16 protein-coding genes are annotated in these 20,771 nt (G+C 67.3%); 12 read left to right on the top strand and 4 right to left on the bottom strand.

Translation table 11 applies throughout. From position 1 onward, the window contains the following. Positions 1-31: 31 nt before the first annotated feature. Positions 32-2,257, bottom strand: a complete 2,226-nt coding sequence (locus tag UAJ10_RS08075) for a TonB-dependent receptor (RefSeq protein ID WP_322914874.1) — start codon at positions 2,255-2,257, stop codon at positions 32-34. 392 nt (positions 2,258-2,649) lie between these two features. Between UAJ10_RS08075 and UAJ10_RS08070 the strand changes: the two genes are divergently transcribed. The 4 genes from UAJ10_RS08070 (at position 2,650) to UAJ10_RS08055 (ending at position 8,028) form a co-directional block, all read left to right on the top strand. Continuing rightward, entirely contained in the window at positions 2,650-3,192 is a 543-nt protein-coding gene (locus tag UAJ10_RS08070; protein WP_322914873.1) for a hypothetical protein, read from the top strand. A 172-nt stretch (positions 3,193-3,364) separates the two neighbouring features. Then, positions 3,365-5,659, top strand: a complete 2,295-nt coding sequence (locus UAJ10_RS08065) for a TonB-dependent receptor (protein WP_322914872.1) — start codon at positions 3,365-3,367, stop codon at positions 5,657-5,659. A 62-nt stretch (positions 5,660-5,721) separates the two neighbouring features. Continuing rightward, positions 5,722-6,096 (top strand): copper homeostasis periplasmic binding protein CopC, encoded by a 375-nt coding sequence (gene copC / locus UAJ10_RS08060; protein WP_322914871.1) that lies wholly within the window; start codon positions 5,722-5,724, stop codon positions 6,094-6,096. 18 nt (positions 6,097-6,114) lie between these two features. Then, entirely contained in the window at positions 6,115-8,028 is a 1,914-nt protein-coding gene (locus UAJ10_RS08055) for a CopD family protein (RefSeq protein ID WP_322914870.1), read from the top strand. 12 nt (positions 8,029-8,040) lie between these two features. On the opposite strand, the gene UAJ10_RS08050 is transcribed toward UAJ10_RS08055, so the two are convergent. Both UAJ10_RS08050 and UAJ10_RS08045 read right to left on the bottom strand, forming a co-directional pair. Beyond that, positions 8,041-8,490 (bottom strand): GlcG/HbpS family heme-binding protein, encoded by a 450-nt coding sequence (locus UAJ10_RS08050; protein ID WP_322914869.1) that lies wholly within the window; start codon positions 8,488-8,490, stop codon positions 8,041-8,043. A gap of 21 nt (positions 8,491-8,511) precedes the next feature. Then, positions 8,512-9,870: a metal-dependent hydrolase family protein gene (locus UAJ10_RS08045; protein WP_322914868.1), complete on the bottom strand. Its 1,359-nt coding sequence runs from the start codon at positions 9,868-9,870 to the stop codon at positions 8,512-8,514. Between the two features lie 293 nt (positions 9,871-10,163). Between UAJ10_RS08045 and UAJ10_RS08040 the strand changes: the two genes are divergently transcribed. The 8 genes from UAJ10_RS08040 (at position 10,164) to UAJ10_RS08005 (ending at position 20,066) form a co-directional block, all read left to right on the top strand. After that, a complete protein-coding gene (locus UAJ10_RS08040) occupies positions 10,164-11,099 on the top strand; it encodes a VOC family protein (RefSeq protein WP_322914867.1) in 936 nt (311 codons plus the stop codon). Between the two features lie 136 nt (positions 11,100-11,235). Further along, positions 11,236-11,526, top strand: a complete 291-nt coding sequence (locus UAJ10_RS08035; protein ID WP_322914866.1) for a Rieske (2Fe-2S) protein — start codon at positions 11,236-11,238, stop codon at positions 11,524-11,526. Positions 11,527-11,829: 303 nt separating this feature from the next. Beyond that, the gene (locus UAJ10_RS08030; RefSeq protein WP_322914865.1) at positions 11,830-14,211 is read left to right on the top strand and encodes a TonB-dependent receptor plug domain-containing protein; all 2,382 of its coding nucleotides are present in this window, start codon (positions 11,830-11,832) and stop codon (positions 14,209-14,211) included. 495 nt (positions 14,212-14,706) lie between these two features. Then, positions 14,707-16,722: a methyl-accepting chemotaxis protein gene (locus UAJ10_RS08025; RefSeq protein ID WP_322914864.1), complete on the top strand. Its 2,016-nt coding sequence runs from the start codon at positions 14,707-14,709 to the stop codon at positions 16,720-16,722. Between the two features lie 317 nt (positions 16,723-17,039). After that, complete coding sequence (locus tag UAJ10_RS08020; RefSeq protein WP_322914863.1) at positions 17,040-18,194, top strand: alpha/beta hydrolase family protein; 1,155 nt, start codon at positions 17,040-17,042, stop codon at positions 18,192-18,194. A gap of 11 nt (positions 18,195-18,205) precedes the next feature. After that, the gene (locus UAJ10_RS08015) at positions 18,206-19,210 is read left to right on the top strand and encodes a fumarylacetoacetate hydrolase family protein (RefSeq protein ID WP_322914862.1); all 1,005 of its coding nucleotides are present in this window, start codon (positions 18,206-18,208) and stop codon (positions 19,208-19,210) included. A gap of 182 nt (positions 19,211-19,392) precedes the next feature. Continuing rightward, entirely contained in the window at positions 19,393-19,653 is a 261-nt protein-coding gene (locus UAJ10_RS08010; RefSeq protein WP_322914861.1) for a type II toxin-antitoxin system Phd/YefM family antitoxin, read from the top strand. Continuing rightward, a complete protein-coding gene (locus tag UAJ10_RS08005; RefSeq protein WP_322914860.1) occupies positions 19,650-20,066 on the top strand; it encodes a type II toxin-antitoxin system VapC family toxin in 417 nt (138 codons plus the stop codon). Before UAJ10_RS08010 ends, UAJ10_RS08005 begins: the two co-directional genes overlap by 4 nt. A 13-nt stretch (positions 20,067-20,079) precedes the next feature. On the opposite strand, the gene soxR is transcribed toward UAJ10_RS08005, so the two are convergent. Next, positions 20,080-20,580 carry a redox-sensitive transcriptional activator SoxR gene (gene soxR, locus UAJ10_RS08000; protein ID WP_322914859.1) on the bottom strand — a complete coding sequence of 167 codons (501 nt, stop codon included), beginning with the start codon at positions 20,578-20,580 and terminating at the stop codon, positions 20,080-20,082. Positions 20,581-20,771: the final 191 nt, after the last annotated feature.

Below are 20,771 nucleotides of genomic sequence, written 5' to 3'. Positions count from 1 at the left end.
CAGAACCCGTCACTGGTAGAGAGGAAGAGGCCTACCAGTGCACGGCCAGCCGCGCGCCGTAGGTCAACGGCGGGGCGAAGGTGAAGGAATACACATTGCTGCCGCCCTGCGAGGTGAAGGACGAGTAGGTGATCACCCGGTTGTCCTCCAGGTTGCGGACATAGGCCATCAGGTCCCAATGCCCGTTGGGCGCGTAGTAGGCGACGTTGAGGTCGGTCTGGTGATAGCCCGCCTGCCGGTCGGCCGGCAGGTTGTAGGGCGTGAGGTAATATGAGGACAGGTAACGCCCCTGCGCCGTGGTGACGATGTCGCCCCAGCTGAAGCTGAAGGTGTGTTCCCAGCTGAGCCCCAAGGTCCACTTGGGCGACTGCGGCGGAGTGTTGCCTTTCAAGTTCACCGCGACGCTGCCAGGATCGGACGTGCTGCTGACGATCACGGCCTGCGCGCCGGTGAACTTGGTGAATTCCGCGAACAGGTAGTTGGCGGAGAAGTGCAGTTTATCGTCGCTGGTGGCCTTCACCGTCACCTCGCCCTCCACACCATCCATGGTGGAGGCGCCGGCGTTCTGCGTGGACAGCACACTGAGGCCGCTGCCGTCGTTGGTGGGCACGAAGGTGGCCACCTGCTGGCCGGTGTAGTCGTAGTGGAACAGGTCGCCGTTCACCTCCAGGCGGTTGTTCCAGAAGCGGTTCTTGGTGCCGATCTCATAGGCCCGCAGATCCTCCGGCCCATAGGTGTTCACCGTGGTGAAGCCGCCCGACTTGTAACCGCTGCTGGCCTTCACATAGACCATGCTGTCCGGCGTCACCTGCCAATCCAGCCCCACGTGCCAGTTGGTGCGATACCAGGAGCCCTGGCCGCCCACGTCCAGCGGCGTGTAGGCGATGATGTGGCCGCCGGTGCCGAAGTACTGGCCGAAATTCAGCGTGTTCTGCGTGCCGATGCGCGACTTCTCGTCATGGGTCCAGCGCACGCCCTGGGTGAAGGTCAGGCTGTCGGTCAGCGGTTCCGACACCTGGGCGAACAGGGCGGTGGAGGTGGAGTTCACGTTGGGATAGTTGAACTTCACCGTGTAGACGTCGCGGGTGCCGTTGAACACCGTGGCCGGGGTGAACAGGCCGCTGTCGGTCAACTGGTCCTCATTGGAATAATAGACGCCGGTCTGCCAGTTGAAGGGGCTGCCCGCCACGCTGGACAGGCGGAATTCATGACCTTGGGTCGTGTAGTCGCTGCGGCTGTCGTAATCCACCACCTGGGTGGCGGTGCCGCTGATGTCGTTCAGCTGGTGGCTGGTGACGCGGCGGTAGCCGCCGACATAGGTCAGCCGCGCCCAATCGAAGTCATAGTTCAGTTCCCACCGCAGGTCCGACTGGTCCAGGTGGAAAAAGCCCTTCATGTCCAGAGGCCAGTTGGCGGTGTTGCCAAGGTCCGGCTGATACGTGGACGGCACCTTGCCCAGCGTCGCGGGCGTGCTGGGCAGCAGGAAGCCGGAAGGCTGGTTGCCCACGCCGCCCGCCCGCATGTATTCGCCGGTGATCAGGGCGGAGAAGCGGTCGGTTGGGGTGTAGAGGGCGCGCAGGCGCGCCGCCCGCATCTGCGCGTCATCGGACTTGCCGTTTTCCCCATGGTCGCGATAGCCGTCGCGGTCGTCGGTCATGAAGGACGCGCGCAGGGCCAGCGTGTCGCTGACCGGCACGTTCACCATGCCCTGGGTGATGATGGAGCCATAGTTGCCGACATCCAGGGACGCCGACGCCTCATACTTGTCGGACGGACGGTTGGTGATGATGTTCACGGCGCCGGCGGTGGCGTTCCGGCCATAGAGCGTACCCTGGGGCCCGCGCAGCACCTCCACCCGGCTGATGTCGAACAGCACGCCGTTCAGCCCCAGCGGCCGCGTCAGGTATTCACCGTCGAAGTTTAGGGAGACGGCGGGATCGCCCAGTTCCGTCACATCCTGGCTGGAGATGCCGCGGATGGTGATGACCGTGGTGTTCAAGCCGCCACCGGCGAAGTTGACGTCGGGGGCGGCGTTGTTGAGCGCGTCCACGCTGTTCACGCCCTGGTTGGCCAACGCGTCGCCGGTGACCACGTCCATGGCGATGGGTGTCTTCTGCACGTCGGTCGCGCGCTTGGTCGCGGTCACGACGATATCCTGCAAGGTCGTCTCTTCCTGCGCGCCCGCGGTTCCCGCCGCCAGGACCGCGACGGCGGCCGCGCCCAGCATCAGGGCGCACGTCCCCCATATCCTGCTCATCAGCATTCCCTCCCCGGAACTAGAATTATTGTTCGTATTCTTGGATAACCACGTGCCTGGAGAACTGTCAACACGGCTTCGCCGATACCCACCTATCGGTCCAATTTCTGACAACGGGCACGCAGCAAACTTGATGATTACGCAAGAGAACTTGGCTGCTGGAAGGGTGGTGGTTCCCATCGCAGGCCGTGGAAATGGATAGAACAGGCGTTCTGATCTCGAAGGTGCGCCAGCATGGGGGCGAGGCCGGGGCGCTGGTGATCCGACGGAACGAAGCGCCGAGACCAGGCTTGATCCATCTCAGGGTAGACAAATCGGAGCCGGAATAGGATGCTGGCGACACATCATTCGGGTTGCCGATCAAAAATCTTTATGCGCACAAAAGTAGCACCATGACACCCCGCCCCCTGTCCCCCCTGTCGGCTGTGCCGGCCGCCGCGCTGAGGTTCCTGGACCTCGGCCGGGCGCGGCGCATGCCGCGCGGATGGGCTTGGCTGGTGCTGGCGGCGGTGTTGCTGCGCGGGTTGATTCCTGTCGGCTACATGGTCAACACCGGCGGCGGGCCGGCACCCTTTATGCTCTGCCCTGGCGTGCATGACGTGCTGGATCGCGTCCTGGCTCCCATGGACATGGCCGTGCCGGCCGCCTCCGTGGCGCACGCGCATCACCACCATCCCGATGCGGAACCGGGCGGCCTGCTGATGCCGCAGGGCCATGCCGGCCATCACGACCACCGGCCGGGCGGCGACCAGGACCATATGGGGCCCTGCGCCTTCGCCGCCTTGGCGGCGCTGGCCGTCCCGCTGCTGCTGCTGATCCTGGCGCTGCCCACGCGTCAGGCGCGGCAAAGCTGGCGGCCCAGCACCCGGGCCCGCCGTTTCACCTCGCGACTGCCCGGCACCCCCGGCGCCCGCGCCCCGCCCCTGGCCGCCTGAGCCCGGGGCACCCCGCGTTTCAGCGACCTTCCCACCCTCCGGGCATCCCCACATCGCCCGCCGTCCGGCCCCTTTCCGGGCCGGCGACGGCCCCCTGTCCTGAACGGCCGTGTCCGCGCCGCCCGGCACCGTCCCGGGCCGCCGCCGGCCGTCCCCCAAAGGGATCGCCTTCATGGTATGCCTATCCCGGCGCCCCTCGCGCCGCCCGCTCACCGCCGCCATCGCCCTGGGCGTTGGCCTGGCGGCAGGCCCATCCTTTGCCGCGCCGGAAGCCGACGCCGACCTGGACCTTGCCACCAACCCCATCGTCATCACCGCCGACCGGCCGGCCTTGGAGAAGTACGCCGCCCCGCAGACCGCCGTGGGTGTCACCGGCGCCACGGTCCTGGAGACCCAGAACGTCCTGGACAGCGAGGACGCGCTGAAATACCTGCCCAGCCTGTTCCTGCGTAAGCGCAACAACGGCGACACCCAGGCCGTGCTGGCCACCCGCACCTGGGGCGTGAACTCCAGCGCCCGCACCCTGGTCTATGCCGACGACGTGCTGATCTCGGCCCTGATCGCCAACAACAACACCATCGGCGCCCCGCGCTGGGGCCTGGTGGCGCCGGAGGAGATCGAGCGGGTCGACGTGCTGTACGGCCCCTATTCCGCCGCCTACGCCGGCAATTCCATGGGCGGCGTGGTGCAGATCACCACCCGCACGCCCGACAAGCTGGAGGCGGATGCCCGCCAGTCGGAGGCGGTGCAGAGCTTCGGCCTCTACGGCACGCACAAGGACCTGGTGACCTCGCAAACCAGCGCCCATGCCGGCGACCGGATGGGGCGCTTCACCTGGTCGCTCAGCGCCAACTACCAGGACAGCGATAGCCAGCCGCTGAGCTTTGTCACCAACGGCAAGGTGCCCACCGGCACCAGCGGCACCTTCCTGGCGCAGAACAAGACGGGGGCCGTGGCCGACGTGGTGGGTGCCAGCGGCCTGCTGCACACCCAGATGACCAACGCCAAGCTGAAGCTGGGCTATGACCTGTCGCCGGACTGGCGCCTGAACTACACCCTGGGCTATTGGCAGAACGACGCCACCTCGGACGTGCAGACCTATCTGCGCGACGCCGTCGGCACCCCCACCTTCGCCGGCCTGTCCGGCTTCGCCAGCGGCAAGTACAGCCTGTGGCAGAGCCACCTGGCGCAAAGCGTCACCCTGCGCAGCGACAGCAAGGGCCCCTGGGACGCGGAGGTGACGGCCAGCTATTACGAGATGCTGGACGACATCCAGCGCACCCCAACCGGCGTGACCGCCAGCGGTACCGGCTTCAGCACCGCCGGCCGCATCGCCCGCATGGACGGCACCAACTGGACCAATGTGGACGCCAAGGCCCTATGGCGCACCACGCCGTCCAACACCGTCAGCGCCGGCCTGCACGCCGACCAGTATGAACTGGTCAACCCCACCTACGGCACGGCCACCTGGCGGGGCGGCAGCGACCAGGGTCAGAGCCTGTACAGCAGCGGCCGGGGCAAGACCCAGACCCTGGCCCTGTGGGCGCAGGACGAATGGAGCTTCCTGCCCGACTGGACCGTCACCCTGGGCGGCCGGCTGGAGCGCTGGCAGGCCTTCGACGGCTATAACTACAGCGGCGGCAAGGGTGTGGAGCAGCCGGACGCGGAAAGGGGAGCCTTTTCGCCCAAGGCGACCCTGACCTGGACACCCACCACCGACTGGCACGTCACCGCCTCGTTCGGCGAGGCCTACCGCTTCCCCACGGTCAGCGAGCTGTACCAGCTGGTGCAGACAGGCCTGACCTATACCGCGCCCAACGCCACCCTGAAGCCGGAACGGGTGTTGAGCGGCGAGTTGGCCATCGAGCGCAGCTTCACCGATGGTCCCTTCGCGGACGGCCGGGTTCGCCTGTCGCTGTTCCAGGAGAACACCCGTGACGCCCTGATCGCCCAGACCGCCTTCCTGACGGGATCCACGCCGGTCAGCTACACCGTGAACGTGGATGAGGTGCGCAACCGTGGCGTCGAGCTGGCAGCCAGCCAGCAGGATGTGCTGGTCAAGGGGCTGGAGCTGTCGGGCAGCGTCACCTATGTCGACAGCACCATCCTGTCCGACCCCACCTTCGCCAGCACCACCGGCACCACGGCCACGGGCAAGCATGTGCCCTACGTTCCGGATTGGCGCGTCACCCTGGCGGCGACCTATCGGCCGGACGAGCAATGGGCCTTCACCCTTGCCGGCCGTTATAGTGGAAAACAGTATTCGACCGTGGACAACACCGACAGCGTAGCCAAGGTCTTCGGCGCCTTCGACAGCTTCCTGGTCGCCGATGTCCACATCAACTACAAGGTGCTGGACAATTTGACGCTGGATCTGGGCGTCGACAATCTCAATGATGAGAAGTACTTCCTCTACCATCCCTTCCCGGGGCGGACTTTCTTCGGCGGCCTGAAAGTGTCGCTCTGAAACGCGCCGCCATAATGCCGGTCACGTCACCCGTTTCCCCATCCCCTTCAAGGATACGTCCCATGACCTCCCGCACCGTCGCGGCCTCCGTCGCCGCCTTCGTCATCGCCCTGGGCCTGGCCGGGACCGCCGCCGCCCATGCCCACCTGAAGCGCTCCGTCCCCACCGCCAGCGGCACCGTCGCCGGCCCCACCCAGGTGGAAGCCTGGTTCACCGAGGACCTGGAACCCAAGTTCAGCAGCATCACCGTCACGGGGCCCGGTCAGAATGGCAAAAAGGTGGACAAGGGCGACACCCACACCGATCCGGCGGATGCCAAGCACCTGATCGTCAGCATCGACGGGGCGGCCCCTGGCACCTACACGGTGACCTGGGCCGTCACCTCGGTCGATACTCACAAGTCCAACGGCAGCTTCACGTTTGAGGTTCAGAAGTAAGGCGTCTAAACCCCTCTCATGAGCACGTTGGAAACCGGCCTGGCCATCGCCCGGGCGCTACACCTCGCCCTGGCGCTGGTCGCCTGGGGCCTGCCCGCCTTCGCCGCCCTGGTGGTGGCGAAGGCGCCGGCGGGCCCCGCCCGTGACGACCTGACCGCCACCTTGCGCCGCTGGACGCGTGGGACGGCGGGAGCGGCCGTGGCGGCCGGACTGCCGTGGTTCGCCGCGCAGGCGGCCGTGTTCGTGGGTGACGGCAGTCCCGCCGCCGTGCTGGGTGCGCTGGCCCCCACGGCGGCCACCCGTTACGGCCATGTCGTGTTGCCCCGCCTGGCCTTGCTGGTCGCGGCGGTGATCCTGGAAAAGCGGTTGTCGGTGCAAGGGCTGGCCGGCCTGCTGGGCCTGTCGCTGGCCCTGCACGCCGGCGTTGGCCATGTCGCCGTCACCTTCGACGCCGCCAGCCTGCCGGGCCTGGCGGCGGAGGTGCTGCACCTGCTGGCGGCCGGCGCCTGGCTGGGCGGCATGGCGGGGTTGTTGCTGGCCCTGTCGCGCCCGGCGCTGGCGGCGGACCTGGCCACACGCTTCTCTCCCCTGGGCGTCACCTGCGTCACCCTGCTGGCCGCGACCGCCCTGTTGAACGGCGTGGGCCTGATCGGCACCTTGGCCGGCCTGATCGGCACCACGTATGGCCATGTCGCCATCGCCAAGGCCGTCCTGTTCGCCCTGATGCTGGGCTGCGCCGCGCTCAACCGCTGGCGCATCGCCCCGGGCCTGGCCCGGGGGACGGCGCCGCTGGGGCTGTTGCGCGCTTGCGTGCTGGTGGAACTGTCCCTGGGCACCGCCGTGGTGGCCTTGGCCGCCTGGCTGGCCAGCATCGTGCCGGGCGTGCATGACCAGCCGCTGTGGCCCTTTACCCGCAAGCTCAGCGGCGAGATTCTGTCCGATCCCGACTACGGCGGCATGGCCTGGACGGCCATCGGCCTGACCGGCCTGGGCGTCCTGGCCCTGGTCTTGGCCATCCTGCCGCCATGGCCCGGAGCCTGGCGCCGTCCCGCCCTGGCCCTGCGCCTGCCGGCCCTGGCCGCCGCCGGCGCCGCCCTGTGGTTCGGCGTGCCCGACCTGGACCTGCTGACGGTGGAGGCCTTCCCCACCAGCTACTGGTCGTCCCCCACCGGCTTCACCGCCGCCTCGGTGGCGCAGGGGGCCGCCCTGTTCCCCGGCCACTGCGCCCGCTGCCATGGCGCGGGCGGCGGCGGTGACGGGCCCGACGCGGCCAAGCTGAGCGTCCCGCCCGCCGACCTGACCGCCCACCATCTGCTGGATCACAGCGAGGGCGACATCTTCTGGTGGCTGAGCCACGGCATGCCCGATCCCGACGGCAAGCCGGTCATGCCGGCCTTCGAGGGCCAGCTGTCGGAAGACGATCGCTGGGCCCTCATCGACTATATCCACACCCTGAACAGCGGCACGACGGTGGCGGAGGCCAAGGGCGTGTGGACCTGGGGCATGCCGGCGCCGGAGCTGGACCTGACCTGCCCGGCCGACAGCGCGTTGGCCAAGGCGGGCAGCCTGGCCGACCTGGCGGGCCATCCCCTGCTGCTGGCCATCGGCTATAGCGACGTGCCGGCCCCGGCCCTGGCGGCGGTGCGGGCGACGTCGGTCGTGCCCGTCATCGTCAGCACCAACCCCGACCAGCCGCCCCCCGCCGGCGCCTGCGGCGGCACGGTGCCTGAGGCCGCCGTGGCCTACCGCACCATCGGTGGCGCGCCGGAGGGGCCGCTGCTGGTGCTGGTGGACAGCCGGGGCGCCCTGCGCGCCATCTGGCAGGGCCCGTTCCCCGCCACGCCGGCCGCCATCGCCGTGCTGGCGGCCAAGGCGGAGGAAGCCGAGCGCCACCCCTTCGCCACCGGCGGCGGCGGGCATCATCACCACTGAAGGGCTGGAAGGTCAGGCGGCACCGGTGTCGGCCTTCAGGCCCAGCGGGCCGCCCACCGCCGCCAGCGCCGCGACGGCGCAGATTTCGTCATTGTCGGAGGTGTCGCCGGATACGCCGACCGAGCCGACGATGCGGTTGTCGGCATCGCGGATCAGCACCCCGCCTGGCACCGGCACCATCTTGCCGTCGGCCAATTCGATGGCGGCGGTAAAGAAGGCCGGCATCTTGGCGGCGCGTTGCGCCAGCTCCCGCCCGCCGAAGCCCATGCCCAGCACGCCCCAGGCCTTGCCCGTGGCGATCTGCGGCCGCAGCAGGCTGGACCCGTCGTCGCGCGCCAGCGCCACCACATGGCCGCCAGCGTCCAGCACGGCGGCGGTCAGCGGCGCGAAGCCACGCGCCTTGCCCTCGGCCAGGATGGCCTCCACCAGTTTCAGCGCCACGGTGCAGCTGAGCACGGTCATCGCGTTCTCCCTTCAAGCGACTTATTGGGCCGCACTGTGCCACAGGCCCAGCTCGGCGGCACGGTCGCGGGTGTAGACGTCCGTCCATTTCAGGCTGCTGAGATGGGTGACCTTGTATGGGTCATAGCGTCGCGCCTCCACGGCCACCGCCACGCCGCCGATGTGGACGGCTGTGACGGCGCCAGGCCGCTGCAGCACGGCGACATCGGCCAGCGGATCACCGTCCACGAAGATGAAGTCCGCCCGCCGGCCGGGATCGATGGCGCCCAGGGTGTGGCCGCGCGGCATGGCGCGGGCGGAGACGCTGGTGGCGGCACGCAGGGCCTGGGCCGGGGTGAAGCCCAGCCAGTCCACCAGAATCTCGATCTCGCGCGCATGCCATTCGCCATAGGGGGTGACGGCGAAGCCGCTGTCGCTGCCGGTCATGAAGGGCACGCCGGCCTGGCGCATCCGGCCCAGGGTGCGCCTGGCCACCTCGATGACGCGGCGCTGCGCCCCTTGGTAGCCCGAACCGGCGGTGGGCTCGTGCGGCTGTCCGAATTCCACGTTGTTGCGCAGGAAGGTCAGGGTGGGGCTGACATGGCTGCCGGATTTCAACATCGCTTCGATGCATTCGTCGTCGGCGAAGAAGGCGTGGTTGATGACATCCACCCCGGCCCGGGCGGCGTACAATACCGCCTCTTTACCATAGGCGTGGGTCACCACCTTTTTGCCCAGGCGATGGGCCTCCGCCACCATGGCGCCGATCTCGTCCTGCGTGAAGGCGGCGATGTGGGTGCCATCCTCACGGAAATGGGTGCCGTCCATGGCGATCTTGATGACGTCCACCCCGGCCTTGGCCTGGCGCCGCACCTCCTCGATCTGGGCGTCGTGCGTGGTGCACAGGCGGCCGGTGACATAATCCGGCGTGCCGACATGCTCGGGAAACCAGTCGTTCAGGCTGTGCCGGTTGGCGATGACGCAGCTGCTGGCGGCGATGCGGGGGCCAGTGAACAGGCCGGCGTTGATGGCGTCGCGGACGGAAATGCTGCAGTTGCCGGCATCCCCCGGCACGACGATGGAGGTGTAGCCCGCCGCCAGCACCCGCTGGGCGAAGAACAGGCCACGCAGGGCCCGGAACTCCGGCGTGCCCCAGAAGTCGATATCCTCCTCGCTGCGGGCGTTGCCGAAGACGATGTGGGTGTGGGCATCCACCAGGCCCGGCATGACGAAACGGTCGCCGGCGCCAAGGACATCATCATCCGGGCCGGGCGCCGGCGCTTCGGCCGTGGGGCCGACATGGGTGAACAGGCCATCCTCGATCACCAGGGTCTGGTCGGCGCGGGATCCATCCTCCAGCCCGGTGAACAGGCGGCGGCAACGGACGAAAGTGCGGGGCATGGCTGCGGTCTCCATCCCGGCGGCGCCCTGTGGCGCGGCCGGGCCTCTCCCTCTGGGTCTTGTTGAGCGGACACGCTAGGCGGGGCGACGGGCCATGGAGAAATGGATATTTCCGCTGCGGATTTATTGGCGGCATCCATAGATGCCGCCCCTGCCCGCCGCCCCACCCATCGGTTTCATCCATACATGCAATGGATAGGAACGGTTTTTAACAGCGCGACCGGATCCCTAGATTTCAGGCTGGATCGCCCCGCGGGAGAGGGCGGCCCCATATCTCGGGAGATGAACGCCTCATGAATATCATCGGACCGGACGCCCTGGTGTTCGGTGTCGACGATGTCGACGCCTGCAGCCAGTACCTGACGGACTACGGCCTGAAGCCGACCGGTGACGGCCGGTTCGAGGCGCTGGACGGCACCTGCGTCATCATCCGCGCGGCCGACGACCCTCGCCTGCCGCCGGCCATCGGCCCCGCCCCCTCCATCCGTGAGATCGTCTACGGCGTGGGCGACGCGGCGACGCTGGAGGCCATCGCCGCCGAGTTGTCCAAGGACCGTGAGGTGCGCCGGGGTGAGGGCGGCAGCGTGCACGCCGATGACGATTCCGGCTTCCATCTCAGCTTCGCGCTGACCATCCGCCGGCCCTACACCGCACCGCCTGACCTGACCAACGCCCCCGGCCACCCGCCCCAGCGCGGACCCAACCTGCTGGGCATCGACTGGGACATGAAGGTCGAGCCCCGCACCCTGTCGCACGTGGTGCTGTTCGTCCCCAATATGGAGCAGGCGGAGGCCTTTTACGTGAACCGCCTCGGCTTCCGCCTGACGGACAAGTTCATCGGCGTCGGCCCTTTCTTGCGCCCGGCGGGCACGGAGGACCACCACACCCTGTTCCTGATCCAGACGCCGCCCTTCATGAAGGGGGTGGAGCATTTCACCTTCCACCTGGGTAGCGGAACCGAGGTGCTGCACGCCGGCACCCAGTTCGAAGCCAAGGGCTACACCACCTTCTGGGGCCCGGGCCGCCACTACTTCGGGTCCAACTGGTTCTGGTACTTCAACAGCCCGCTGGGCTGCCATGTGGAGTACGACGCCGACATGGACCTGCACGACGATGCGTGGGAGGCCCGCCACCGTCCACCGGGGGCCGACAATTCCCAGCTGTTCCTGTTCACGGCGCGGGAGAAGTGGTTCCCCAGTGGCCCGCCGCCCAAGGGCGGCGCGCACTAAGGTGCCCGTCCCATCCGACATCCCCGGGGCGCCAGCCCCGGGGCAGGATCAGGGGCAAAATCAGGGGAGCCCTCGCACCCCGCTGTGCGCCCTCGATGCCCTGCCGCCTGTGGGCCAGGCGCGGGGTTTCGACCCGGTGAAATCCGGCCGCGATACGGTGTTCGCGCTGCGCCGCAGCGACGGCATCCGGGTCTATCGCAACCACTGCCCCCACCAGGGCGTGCCGCTGGAATACCGCAAGGACCGCTTCCTGTCCGGCGACGGCCAGCGCATCCTGTGCTACGCCCACGGCGCCCATTTCGAGGCCGACACGGGCCTGTGCACCGATGGGCCCTGCCGTGGTATGTCCTTGGCATCCTTGCCCTTGGTCATCGAGGACGGCTGGCTGTACCTGGCCTTGGCCCCTGACAGCCCCCTCCTGCGCTGATGCCCGCGCCCCTCGGCGTCACGGCACGGTCATAACCCGTTCAGCCGAAGGCGAAATGTCGCATCCCCAACCCTAAGTCGCGTCCCGTACGCTTCCCCCAAGAGCAAAACGTGCCGCAAGCGCGAAACGGGCAAATAGGGATAAATCACCACGAAGCGACCCAGAAGCGTATCGAAACGATAATCTGGGAGACTTCATATGGGATTTCGCGGCAGCGCGCGGTGTTCCGCGCCTGAATGGCGCCGTGCGCGCGTTTTTACTGCGCTGACTCTTCTGGCCGGCACGGCGCTGGCCTCCATTTCGATGTCATCCGGGGCCTGGGCCGCGACGGCACCCGCCGACGCGGACAACCTCAGCGAGATCATCGTGACGGGCACGCGCCGTATCGATCGCTCGGTGGCCGACAGCCCCTCCCCCGTCGACGTCTTCACACCGGAGGATCTGGAACGCCAGGCCGGCAGCGATACGCAGGACCTGATCCGTACCCTGGTGCCCTCCTTCAACGTCGGCCATTTCTCCAGCGACGACGGCTCGGGCATCGTGCGCCCGCCGACGCTGCGCGGCCTGCCGCCGGATGAGACCCTGGTGCTGATCAACGGCAAGCGGTTCCACCGCTCCGCCCTGGTGCAGATCGCCGGCGACGCCCAGACCTCGGGCTCGCAGGGGGCCGACCTGAACCAGATCCCGGCCATCGCCATCAAGCAGCTGGAGGTGCTGCGCGACGGCGCCTCCGCCCAATACGGGTCTGACGCCATCGCCGGCGTCATGAACTTCACCCTGAAGGATGCCGCCGACGGCGGCAGCATCATCGTGCAATGGGGCCAGGACTATGCCGGCGACGGCGCCACCGGCCACATCCAGGTGAATTCCGGCCTGCCCCTGGGCGACCGCGGCTTCGTCAACATCAGCGCCGAGTACCAGAAGAACGACCCCACCGACCGGGGTGTGGAGCGCAGCGACGTCACCGACCTGAAGGCGTCCGGCTACAACCCGGGCCCCAAGGGCTATCCCACGCCCAACCAGCGCTGGGGCGACAACGCGGTGGAGGCGGAGCGCCTGTTCATCAACAGCGGCGTCGACCTGACCGACAATTCCAAGATCTACCTGTTCGGCAACTTCGGCCACAGCAATGAGAAGGAAAGCTTCTACTACCGCGACCCGGTCAGCAGCTGGCTGGGCACGACCTTCCCCCTGACCAGCGGCGGCACTTTCTCCTGGGCCAGCGTCTACCCCGGTGGCTACCACCCCTGGTTCTATGGCGACATCCTGGATAGCAGCATCACCGGCGGCTACAAGACCACGCTGAAGTCCGGCCTGATCATCGATGCCAGCGCCAGCTATGGCCGGGACGAGGTGCGCTACAACCTGACCAACACGGTCAATCCCTCGTTGGGGGCCGTCAGCCCCACCCAGTTCTACGTGGGCACCCAGACGCAGGAGGAAACAGACCTCAACCTGGACCTGACCTATCCGGTCCACATCGATTGGCTGGCCAGCCCCCTGACCTTGGCCGGCGGCGCCGAATACCGGCGCGAGACCTATACCATCACCCCCGGCGACGCCGCGTCCTACACCTCGGGCCCCTACGCCGCCTACGTGCCGGTGGGGTCCAACGGCATGCCCGGCTTCACCCCCACCGACGCCGGCCAGTTTCCGCGCAGCAACTACGCCTTCTACGCCGACGCCGAAGCCGACGTGATCAAGGACCTCAGCCTGGGGTTCGCCTTGCGCTATGAGGATTTCAGCGACTTCGGCAACACCACCAACTGGAAGGTCACCGGCCGCTACCAGCTGACCGACTGGCTGGCCGTCCGCTCCTCCGTCAACACCGGCTTCCGCGCGCCGACGCCCGGGCAGGAGAACGTGTCGAAGGTCACCACCATCTTCCAGAACGGCAACCCGGTGGAACAGGGCACCTATCCCGTGGGCAGCGCCATCGCCCGCTATTACGGTGCCCAGGCCCTGAAGCCCGAGACCTCGTTCAACATCGCCGGCGGCCTGGTCTTCGACCTGCCCTACAAGGTCAACCTGACCGTCGACTACTACAACATCAAGGTCGAGGACCGCATCGGCATCACCAGCACCTATTCGGTGACGGCGGCCGACATCGTCGCCCAGCCGGCGCTGGCGGCGGTGGGCGTGGGCGGCCAGGTGAACTACTTCGCCAACGGCTTCGACACCCGCACCCAGGGTGTGGACATCGTCGCCAACAAGACCTTCGACCTGGACACGGCGGGCGAGCTGCACGCCACGGCGGCCATGAACATCAACCACACGGTCGTCACCAAGTACAACCCCACGGTCATCGGCCTGGGCCAGGTGCAGGACCTGCAGAACGAAAGCCCGCACTATCGCGCCACGCTGACCGGCGTGTGGGACATCGGCAAGTTCAGCATCCTGGGCCGCGCCAGCTATTTCGGCGCGTGGGAGGACAACGTCAGCATCTGCGGCACCACCTGCCTGGGCCAGAACTTCGACCCCGCCTGGATCTTCGACGCCGAGGTTTCATACAAGGTGCTGGACGACCTGACCGCCAGCGTCGGCGGCCAGAACGTGGGCGACAAGTACCCCGCCAAGATCCGGCCGGAGTTCGGCACCTATGGCGTCGGCCAGCAGTATTCCTTCAGCAGCCCCTACGGCTACGACGGCGGCTATTATTATGTGCGCCTGAAATACGATTTCTGATGTCAGGACCGCCCCGCCCCGGCCGTACCACCAGGGCGGGGCGATCGTCCCCAGTTCCCTTCCTCGGGTTGGCCCCCTGGAAGGTACCTCGGGGCCGCCGGACTTCCCGCCGGCGGCCCTTTTTTACGAAGAGAGGAGACAGTCCTCAACGTTCAATCCAAATGGAAATTGTATTAAAAATACGATCACATCGCGAACATATCCGTTGGTATGTGGTTGGAGTAATTAACCATTTCCCGTTGATCTGGATCACCCGCAAGAAAAACTACATATGTATTTTGTTCCGGATAAGCGCCGACTTCGCCGGCCCACACAATCCGGGAAAATACCATGCGTTTTAAATCGTTACAGACAAAGATCAGTTTACTTTCCGCGTTGTGCGTCTTGGGAGCGACGGGTGCTCTGGTGGGCTATGGACTGATCGCGTCCAGCAACACCAAAGCCTTCGTTGGCGAGCAAGTCGGGCAATTGTCCGATAACAAAACGCGGGAAAGCTTGCAGACACTGGCCTCCACCCAGGCCGGTGTCATCCGGTCCACCCTGGATGGGGCGTTCGACAGCGCCCGCGACATGGCCCGGACGTTCGAAGTGCTGGCCGACGCCCAGGATAAAGTCAGCACCGCGCCAGCACTGCGCCGCGCGCAGTTCAACGCCGTGCTGCTGAACGTCCTGAAAGCCAACCCCCGGTTCAACGGGACCTACAGCGCCTGGGAGCCCGACGCCCTGGATGGCCAGGATACGGCGTTCAAGGACCGTCATGAGGCGGGTTCAGACGCCACAGGCCGTTTCCTGCCCTATTGGACCCGCGACGCCTCGGGCCATGTCGCCATCCAGCCGCTGGTGGAATACGACAGCCATGAGCTGCATCCCAATGGGGTCATGAAGGGGGGATGGTATATCGGACCGCAGGGCGGCGGCGGTGAAAGCATCCTCGATCCCCTGCCCTATATCGTGCAGGGCAAGAACGTCTACCTGGCCACCATGTCGGTGCCCATCATGATCGATGGCAAGTTTCGCGGCGTTGCCGGTGCCGACTTCGACTTGGCTTTCGTGCAGCAACTGGCCGAACAGGTGAAGGCCTCGGTCTTCAGTGGCAAGGCGTCGGTCACCATCATCAGCCACAAGGGCCTGATCGTCGCGTCCAGCGAACATCCGGACGCCATCGGCAGCTCCTTCGAGCGCTTCGACCACAATTGGCAGGCCGACTTGGCGGTCATCCAGGCGGGTAAAGAGCAGGTGACGGAAGATACCGTTTCCGACTCCGTCAAGGCGTTCGCCCCCATCACCTTGGGCCGGACCAAGACGCCCTGGTCCGTGCTGGTGGATGTGCCGCGGCCAGTGGCCCTGGCGGAGGCGACAGCCCTGGACGACGCGCTGCGGCAGCGCGGCAATCGCGACACCATGCTGCAACTGGCCGTGGCGTTGGCCATCGCCGCCGGCGCCGTCTGCGGTATGTGGTTCGTGGCCCGCGGCATCGCCCGCCCCATCCGCGCCAGCGCCCACTTCGCGGAAGACGTGGCGGGCGGCCGGGCTGACAAGGACCTAGTGGTCGATCAGCAGGATGAGACCGGGACCCTGGCGCAAGCCCTGAACAAGATGGCAGCCGACCTGCGGCGGGCCGAACAGGAACGCGGCGCCATGCAAGCCGCCGCCGAGGCGGAACGGCGGGAGACCCTGGGGCGCATGGCGAGCGAACTGGAAGCGAGCGTCAAGGCGGTGGTGGCCACCCTAAGCGGCGCCGCCGACCAGATGGGTGGGGCCGCCACCAGCATGACGGCCACGGCGGACCAAACCAACAGCCAGGCCAATCTGGTGGCTGAAGGCTCGCAGGAGGCCAGCGCCAACGTGCAGACCGTCGCCGCCGCCACGGAAGAACTGTCCGTCTCGATCAAGGAGATCGCCGGCCAGGTGGCCAAGTCCACGACCATCGCCACGGACGCGGTGCGGACGGCGGACGCGGCCAACGCCCAGATCATGGGCCTGACCACGGCGGCCGAGAAGATCGGCAATGTGGTGGAGCTGATCTCCTCCATCGCAGGGCAAACCAACCTGCTGGCGCTGAACGCCACCATCGAGGCGGCGCGGGCGGGCGACGCCGGCAAGGGCTTCGCCGTCGTGGCGTCGGAAGTCAAAAGCCTGGCCAACCAGACGGCCAAGGCGACCGACGAGATCGCCCAGCAAATCGCCAACATGCAGCAGGTGGCGCGGGACTCCGCGACGACCATCCAGGGCGTGGGCCGGGTGATCGAGGAAATGCGCAGCATCACCACGGGCATCGCCTCGGCGGTGGAGGAGCAGAACGCGGCCACCGCCGAGATCGCCCGCAACGTCCAACAGGCGGCCAGCGGAACGCAGGAGGTCACGGTGACCATCCAGGGCGTCACCCAAGCTGCGGCCGACACGCGGAAGGCGGCAAGCCAGGTCATGAAGGTCTCTGGCGAGATCTCCCACGAAACCGGGCGGTTGGGTCAGGCCGTCGATGGCTTCCTGGCCAAGATCCGCGCGGCGTAACGCAGACCGCGTCCGGTCCCTGCCTGCCAGCGGCAGGTGGGGGCTGAACGCGGCATTCGGCAGGCGGCACCGCATCATCACCCAAACCGTTAGCGTCCCATCGCATCGTTCGATTTCACAAATGCCTAACCCCGCGTCAGGGTGCACCCATGCGTATCGTTGGTGCCCCGGGGCCACCGGCGGACGGCGGGAGGGAAAGCGAATGTGGGGCGGAACCATGCCCCCCGAGCGGTCACCACGGGTGCCGCCCCATCCCCGTGGTCCGACCGGAAGCCCCCAGGCCCAGCGTCCCTTTCGCGACCAGAGGCCAGGACCCCATGTTCGAATACTTCCCCAAGAATTACGTCTGGAACCTGTCGGTGGACATCGCCATCGAGTCCGGCGCCCAGATCGGCGAGATCGATGAGATGTGCCGGCCGCTGCGCGACGCGTCGGCGCGCGGGGAGGACGCCGGCACGGGGGAGTTCCTGAAGCACTGGGTGGCCATGGCCGACAAGCTGGTGGACCTCGCCGCCGAGGATGAGGCCCGGGGCCGCAACTTCTCCGCCGGGACCAAGCTGCAGCGCGCCTCGCTCTATTACACCACGGCGGAGCGCATGCAGGGTCACGGCCATCCCGGCCGGGCCGCCACCTATGCCAAGGCGCAGGACAGTTTCCGCCGCGCCATGGCGCTGGGCAAGGAAAACGCCGAGCGCATCGAAATCCCCTACCAGGGCGGCGTCATCGCCGGCCTGTACACCCGGGCGCCGGGCCCCGGCCCCAAGCCCGTGGTCGTCTACGTCAACGGCCTGGATAGCTGCAAGGAGCTGCTGTACTGGTCCCGCCTGCCGCACGCGCTGCTGCGCCGGGGCATCTCCACACTGTGCATCGACCAGCCGGGCAGCGGCGAGGCCCTGCGCCTGCACAACCTGCCCGCCACCCACAAATCGGAGGAATGGGCGTCCAAGGTGGTGGATTGGCTGGAGACGCAGGACGACGTCGATCCCAAGCGCATCGGCATCACCGGCATTTCCCTGGGCGGCTATTTCACCCCGCGCGCCGTGGCGTTCGAGCCGCGCTTCGCCCTGGGCGTCGTCTGGGGCGCCAACCACAACTGGGCCGAGGTGCAGCAGAAGCGCCTGGCGCGTGAGGGCGAGAACCCGGTGCCGCACTACTGGGCCCATGTCAGCTGGGTGTTCGGCGCCACCGACATGGACGACTTCCTCGCCAAGGCGGAGGGCATGAACCTCAATGGCGTGGTGGAGCGCATCAAGGTGCCCTTCCTGGTCACCCACGGCCAGAACGACCGCCAGATCAGCCTGGACTACGCCCACCAGACCTATGACCAGCTGGTCAACAGCCCCAAGCGCGAGTTGAAGATCTTCACCCCGCGCGAAGGCGGCATCGAGCATGTGGGCGTGGACAACATGTCCTTCGGCCGCGACTACATCGCCGACTGGATCGCCGAGACGTTTGGCGGAAACGTGGGCTGAAGGACCATCCGATGAAACTCGCCACCCTGCCCAACGGGACGCGCGACGGCCGTGCCTTAACCAGCAGCGGCCGTGACGGCCGCTTGGCCGTCGTGTCCCGCGACCTGCGCCGCGCGGCGTTTGCCGACGGCATCGCCCCCACCCTGCAGGACGCCATCGAGCGCTGGGACGAGGTCGCCCCGGCGCTGCAGGCGCTGTACGAAGCCGTCAACATCGGCCGCGACACCTTCCCCTTCGACGCCAGCCAGGCCCTGGCGCCCCTGCCCCGCGCCTGGCAGTGGCTGGATGGCTCTGCCTATCTCAGCCATGGCGAGCTGATGTCCAAGGTGTTCAAGATCGACAACGTGCAGGGGGCGGAACCCCTGATGTACCAGGGTGTCTCCGACCGCTTCCTGGCCGCGACCGAGGATGTCGCCCTGCCGTCGGAGGCGGACGGCATCGACTTCGAGGGGGAGTTCGGCGTCATCACCGGCGCCGTGCCGCTGGGCGTGACGGCGGAGCAGGCCCTGGCCCACGTCCGCCTGGTGGTGCAGATCAACGACTGGTCGCTGCGCGTGCTGGCCCCACGGGAGATGAAGACCGGCTTCGGCTGGGTGCAGGCCAAGCCGCCCTGCAGCGTGGCCCCGGTTGCCGTGACGCCGGATGAGCTGGGGGACGCCTGGCGCGAGGGCCGCGTGCACCGGCCGCTGGACGTGTGGTTCAACGGCCAGCGCTTCGGCGCGGCGGAGGGCGGGGCCATGGCCTTCGGCTTCCATGAGTTGATCGCCCACGCCGCCCGCACGCGGGACCTGTGCGCCGGCACCATCATTGGCTCTGGCACCGTGTCCAACGACAGCTATCGCACCGTGGGGTCCAGCTGCATCGCCGAGCGGCGGGGCATCGAGATCCTGGACGAGGGGGAGCCCAAAACCCCCTTCATGCGCTATGGCGACCGCGTGCGCATGGAGGTCAAGCTGGCCGACGGCGGCAGCGTCTTCGGCGCCATCGACCAGCGGGTGGTGCCGGTGGTGCGCTGATCCGGGCGCGCCCTCGCCCTGGCGGAGGTCGCGGGATTGCGCCCAAGGCCAGTTCCCCGCCACCCCTGCGCCGTCGTCCACCGTACCGACCCCGGTTGCTGCCGGGCGCAGCGGCGGAAGTTTCCGGGGACAAATGCCCGCTCTCACTTTAAACTAGACGTCCAACCAGTTTGAGACCCGCCATGGCAACCGTAGGCGCCTTTGAAGCGAAGACCCATTTGGCCGCGCTGCTTGATAAGGTCGAAGCGGGTGAGGAGGTAATTATCACCCGCCACGGCCGTCCCGTCGCCAAACTCGGCCCTATCGATGGTGGCAAGGACATCGCCTCAGCCAAAGCGGCGGCATCCGCGCTGGCGGCTCTGCGCCATTCCATCGCGGCCAAGGACCAGACGCCCTTCACAATGGCTGAGTTGGAGGAATATCGTCTTGAAGGCCGTCGATGACCCTGTGCGTCATCGATAGCTCTGCGGCCCTCGCGTGGATCCTTCCTGGAGAAGCAGGTCCGGCGGCGCAGGCCCTGCTTGAACGGATCATCCAGGATGGAGCACTGGCTCCACCTCTATGGCGGATTGAAGTCGCCAATGTCTTGGCGATGGCGGAACGCCGAAGCCGAATCTCGGCACCGGATCGACAAAACGCGCTGCAACAGCTTGCTCGGTTGCCGATCGCTTTCGATGAAGATGGCAATGCCAGGCTGTGGGGCGCGGTCCCCAACCTTGCCCTACGCCACGAGCTCTCCGTCTATGACGCCATCTATCTGGAACTGGCGTTGAGATCGGGTCTGCCGCTCGCCACTTTGGACAAGGCGTTGCGGCAAGCCGCCGCCTCAAGCAACGTTCCCCTGATGTTGCCTTGAGACCACCGTCGCCTTACTCCCCCGCCTTCCCCGCCCCCGCCCGCTGCAGCAGCACCGGGCCCGTCGCGTCGGCGCCCAGCTGGTCGTACGGGTTGCGCAAGGGGCAGTCGGCCAGCGACAGACAGCCGCAACCGATGCAGGTTTCCAGCTGGTCGCGCAGTTGCATCAGGCTGTCGATGCGCTGCTGCAGCATGTCCTTCCAGCCGCTTGACAGGCGGCGCCAATCGGCCTGGGTGGGGGTGCGCCCGTCCGGTATCGTGTCCAGGGCGTCATGGATGTCCGCCAAGGCGATGCCGGCGCGCTGGGCCACGCGGATGATGGCGATGCGGCGCAGCACCTCACGCGGGTAGCGGCGCTGGTTGCCGCCGCTGCGGGTCGCCGTGATCAGGCCCTTGGCCTCATAGAAATGCAGGGTGGAAACGGCGACACCGGCGCGTTTCGCCACCTCCCCCACGGAAAGTTCGCGCTTCGGCTTGGCGGCGGACGGCTTGGGCGGGATGGGCGGGATGGGCATGGGCGCGGCTGAACCTGAATATTGCATGAGGTTTTATAAGGCCGAACGACGAACGGGCGCAATGATGCGCACCCCGGCCGGAAGGCTCTCGGCCTGGGCCACCTTTCGCATCTGCGGCATCTCGCCACCGCTTCAAATGTTCAATATACTGCGCTTAAGATATAATCACGACGATCAGTAACTATTCGTTG

Source organism: Nitrospirillum guaranorum, assembly GCF_034653275.1.
Classification (GTDB): Bacteria; Pseudomonadota; Alphaproteobacteria; order Azospirillales; family Azospirillaceae; genus Nitrospirillum.
Note: the sequence above shows the minus strand (reverse complement) of the source record. Positions and strands in the feature narration are given on the sequence as shown.

Bases quoted from the DNA above. Each gene is read 5' to 3' on its own strand.
- UAJ10_RS08075 (WP_322914874.1), bottom strand. From the start codon at position 2,257: ATGAGCAGGATATGGGGGACGTGCGCCCTGATGCTGGGCGCGGCCGCC.
- UAJ10_RS08070 (WP_322914873.1), top strand. From the start codon at position 2,650: ATGACACCCCGCCCCCTGTCCCCCCTGTCGGCTGTGCCGGCCGCCGCG.
- UAJ10_RS08065 (WP_322914872.1), top strand. From the start codon at position 3,365: ATGGTATGCCTATCCCGGCGCCCCTCGCGCCGCCCGCTCACCGCCGCC.
- copC (WP_322914871.1), top strand. From the start codon at position 5,722: ATGACCTCCCGCACCGTCGCGGCCTCCGTCGCCGCCTTCGTCATCGCC.
- UAJ10_RS08055 (WP_322914870.1), top strand. From the start codon at position 6,115: ATGAGCACGTTGGAAACCGGCCTGGCCATCGCCCGGGCGCTACACCTC.
- UAJ10_RS08050 (WP_322914869.1), bottom strand. From the start codon at position 8,490: ATGACCGTGCTCAGCTGCACCGTGGCGCTGAAACTGGTGGAGGCCATC.
- UAJ10_RS08045 (WP_322914868.1), bottom strand. From the start codon at position 9,870: ATGCCCCGCACTTTCGTCCGTTGCCGCCGCCTGTTCACCGGGCTGGAG.
- UAJ10_RS08040 (WP_322914867.1), top strand. From the start codon at position 10,164: ATGAATATCATCGGACCGGACGCCCTGGTGTTCGGTGTCGACGATGTC.
- UAJ10_RS08030 (WP_322914865.1), top strand. From the start codon at position 11,830: ATGTCATCCGGGGCCTGGGCCGCGACGGCACCCGCCGACGCGGACAAC.
- UAJ10_RS08020 (WP_322914863.1), top strand. From the start codon at position 17,040: ATGTTCGAATACTTCCCCAAGAATTACGTCTGGAACCTGTCGGTGGAC.
- UAJ10_RS08015 (WP_322914862.1), top strand. From the start codon at position 18,206: ATGAAACTCGCCACCCTGCCCAACGGGACGCGCGACGGCCGTGCCTTA.
- UAJ10_RS08010 (WP_322914861.1), top strand. From the start codon at position 19,393: ATGGCAACCGTAGGCGCCTTTGAAGCGAAGACCCATTTGGCCGCGCTG.
- UAJ10_RS08005 (WP_322914860.1), top strand. From the start codon at position 19,650: ATGACCCTGTGCGTCATCGATAGCTCTGCGGCCCTCGCGTGGATCCTT.
- soxR (WP_322914859.1), bottom strand. From the start codon at position 20,580: ATGCCCATCCCGCCCATCCCGCCCAAGCCGTCCGCCGCCAAGCCGAAG.